The sequence below is a fragment of the Micromonospora sp. KC213 genome (assembly GCF_004348325.1).
Lineage (GTDB): Bacteria > Actinomycetota > Actinomycetes > Mycobacteriales > Micromonosporaceae > Micromonospora.
Genome location: NZ_SMKF01000303.1, coordinates 1 through 3,137, shown reverse-complemented (window position 1 = coordinate 3,137; position 3,137 = coordinate 1). Strand labels below are relative to the sequence as shown.

Annotated in this window: 3 protein-coding genes; all 3 read right to left on the bottom strand. The window is 74.0% G+C overall.

Features of this window, described 5'->3' with window-relative positions:
* On the bottom strand, positions 1-658 hold a 658-nt coding region (locus E1166_RS30020), incomplete at its 3' end, for an ABC transporter ATP-binding protein (RefSeq protein WP_132343183.1).
* 310 nt (positions 659-968) lie between these two features.
* Positions 969-1,808 (bottom strand): DUF4081 domain-containing GNAT family N-acetyltransferase, encoded by an 840-nt coding sequence (locus tag E1166_RS30015; RefSeq protein WP_132343182.1) that lies wholly within the window; start codon positions 1,806-1,808, stop codon positions 969-971.
* A 47-nt stretch (positions 1,809-1,855) separates the two neighbouring features.
* Entirely contained in the window at positions 1,856-3,079 is a 1,224-nt protein-coding gene (locus tag E1166_RS30010) for an MFS transporter (RefSeq protein WP_132343181.1), read from the bottom strand.
* Positions 3,080-3,137 lie beyond the last annotated feature (58 nt).

Here is a 3,137-nt window from a genome sequence, read left to right as displayed (position 1 = left end):
GGGCGGGGTCACCGAGGCGGTGCACGATCGCCCGGGTGCCGGGTTCGACGGCGCGGGCGCTGGCGACGACGGCGTACCCCTGGTCGGCGAGGCGGGCCAGCGCGGCCCAGAGCCAGGCCCGCTCGCCGGCGTCCGTGCCGGCGTCCACGTCGTCGGCGACGATCAGGCTGGGCCCGCACAGGGTGGCCAGCACCAGGCCGAGGACCTGCCGCTGCACGGGGGTGAGGTCCCGGCCGCGCAGGTTCGGATCCAGCGGTACGTCGCCGGTGAAGCCGGCGCCGGCGAGCGCGGTGGCCAGGGCGTTTTGCCGGTACGCCCGCCGGGTACGCAGGGCGGCGACCGGCACCAGTTGCCGGCGGCGGCGTGGCACCGGCCGGAGCAGCAGCAGTCGTTCCTCGATGTGCTCGGCGACGGTGAGCGCGGGGTCGGGCTCGTGCACTCCGGCGACCTGACCGAGCGCGGCCGGGCCGTGGACGCGCAGGCTACCGGCGTTGCACCGGAACCGACCGGCGAGCGCGAGCAGCAGCGAGGTACGCCCGCTTCCGGGCGGCCCGGTGATCGCGTGCAGTTCACCCGCCTCGGCGGTCAGGTCGACGCCCCGGAACACCCAGCCCCGGCGGGTGCGTAGCCCCAGCCCGTGCGCCTCGACAATCATCATCCGACATCCTTGAACTGACTAGTCAGTATAAAAACATGTCCAGCGTATCGCCGGACGGTTTGTTCAGGAAGTCAGGCACGCGTGATCTCCGCCATGCCTGGCGGCACTTCTCACAGCCTGCGGCATCCTGCAGGATCCACACGACCAAAGCCCATAACCTGCCGCCAGCCGCCCCCAAGCGGACGCCGCCCCAGTGAGGCCGCCAGGTCGGACCAGCGAACGCACCGACCGTCGGGCTGTCCACGGCCGGTAGCCCCCGAGCGGGCAGCCCCACCGTCCGGGCAGTCCCGGGGAGGGCTGACGCGGGTGGTCAGAACAAGACGGTGGCCAGGGTGCCGACCGGGCGGAAACCGCAACGCTCGTAGACCCGCCGGGCCGGCAGGTTGAAGTCGTTGACGTAGAGGCTCACCGTGGGCGCGACCCGTAGCAGGGCGTCACGCACCACCGCGGCCATCGCCGCCGTGGCGATGCCCCGCCCCCGCCACTCCGGGGCCACCCAGACCCCCTGGACCTGGGCGGTCTGCCGGGTCACCACCGCCAGTTCGGCCTTGAACACCACCTGGCCGTCGACGAGGCGCGCGTACGCCCGACCGGAGCGGACCAGGTCGGCCACCCGCCGCCGGTAGGCCCGTCCGTCGTCCTCGACCAGCGGCGACACGCCGACCTCCTCGGTGTACATGGCGACCGCCGCCGGGAAGATCAGGTCCACCTCACCGCCGCGCACCCGGCGTACCTGGGGGTCGGCGGGAACCTCGGGCAGCGCGTCGGTGACCAGTAACGGCTGGTGGGGACGGACGTCCCGGGCCGGCCCCCAGTACGCCGAGAGCCGGTCCCAGAGCCCGAGCACCGCGTCGGCCCGCCCGACGATCGACGAGCAGATCCGTTCCTCGGTGGCGAGTTGCTCGGCGAAGGCGGCCACGGCCGGCTCGGAGGCGAGTACCGGGGTGAGGTTGCCGCCCAGCCAGCAGATCGACTCCAGACGGCGCCGTGACCCGTACCCGAGGACCCGCCCCTCGGCACGCCACCAGGCCAGGCCACGGGCGGCGACCCGCTCGGCGACCTGCGCACCCGCGATCGGGTCGAGGTCGAGCAGCCGCTCGACCGCCCGGCGCTCCGACTCCCCCAGTTGGCGTACCGGCACCGTCAGCACGGTTACCAGCCTGCCAGATGGGGGCGGACGCGCGCGGGCCGACCGGATCAGACGGCTGCGGGCTGCGGCGTGACGTCGACCGGCCGGCTCCGAGCGGCCCACCGCACCACCGGTGGCACCAGCGCCCCCAACAGCAGGAACAACCCGCCCAGCAGCAGCCAGCCCGGCATCCCCCAGCCGACCGCGAGGCTGGTGACCACCACCGGGGCGACCATCCCGCCGAGCTGCATGCCCATCCCGTACGCCCCCTGGTACTGGCCTTGGGCGTGGGCGGGGGCGAGGCCGAACGAGATACCCCACCCGGCTGCGGAGTGCCACAGCTCACCCAGGACGTGCACCAGCGATCCGGCCAGCAGCAGCACCACCGCCACCGGGGTGGGCGCGCCCCCGCTAGCGGCGAAAAGTGTGCAGGCCACCGCGATCACCACGCCGGCCCGCCGGGCGGCCCGCCCAGCCCCGGCCAACTCCTCGGTGCCGCGTGAGGCGCGGACCTGGAAGAACACCACGATCACCGTGTTGACCAGCATGCAGGCCGAGACGATCCAGCGCGGCGCGGTGGTGTGCTCGGCGACCCAGAGCGGCAGGGCGATGTTGAGTAGCCCGAAGTGCATCGACATCAGCCCGTCGAGGACGGTGAAGGCGAGGAACGGGCGGTCCCGCAGGGCGATCAGCCGTGGCCCACGTGCGGGGGCCGGCACCGGCGGCATCGGCGCCAGCCGGAGCAGGATCGCCGCCGCGAGCAGGTACGTGGCGCAGTCGAGCAGGATCAGCGCGACGTACCCGGCCCGGGTGTCGGCCGCGAGCCCGACGCCGGCGACCACGGCGCCGACGGAGATCCCGACGTTGGTGACCGCTCGCAGGTACGCCCGGGTGCGGACCCGCTGGTCGGCGGGGACAGCCCCGGCGATCAACGCGCCCCGGGCACCCCTGGTGGCGGCGTCGGCCACCGCCATCAGCACCCCGACCACCAGGAAGGTGGCGAACGACCGGACGGCCACCAGGGCGGCGGTGCACGCGGCGGAGGCGAGCAGCGCGCCGACCTGCATGCCGCGCGGGCCGTGCCGGTCGGCGAGGTAGCCCATGGGGGTGCTGGCCACCAGGGCGACCAGGGCGGTGATGGTGAGGCCGAGGCCGACCTGGACCACCGACAGGCCGACCGAGCGGGTCAGGAAGAGCGCGCTGACGGTCAGCCAGGTGCCCCGCCCGACGGTGTTGACCAGGGTGGAGAGGGCGAGGGTCCGGGCCGGCCCCGGTTCGGGAAGCAGTCGCACCTTCCCACCCTAGCAAGACGTACGTACGGTTTTCTCGGTCGGCCCACACCACCCGCCC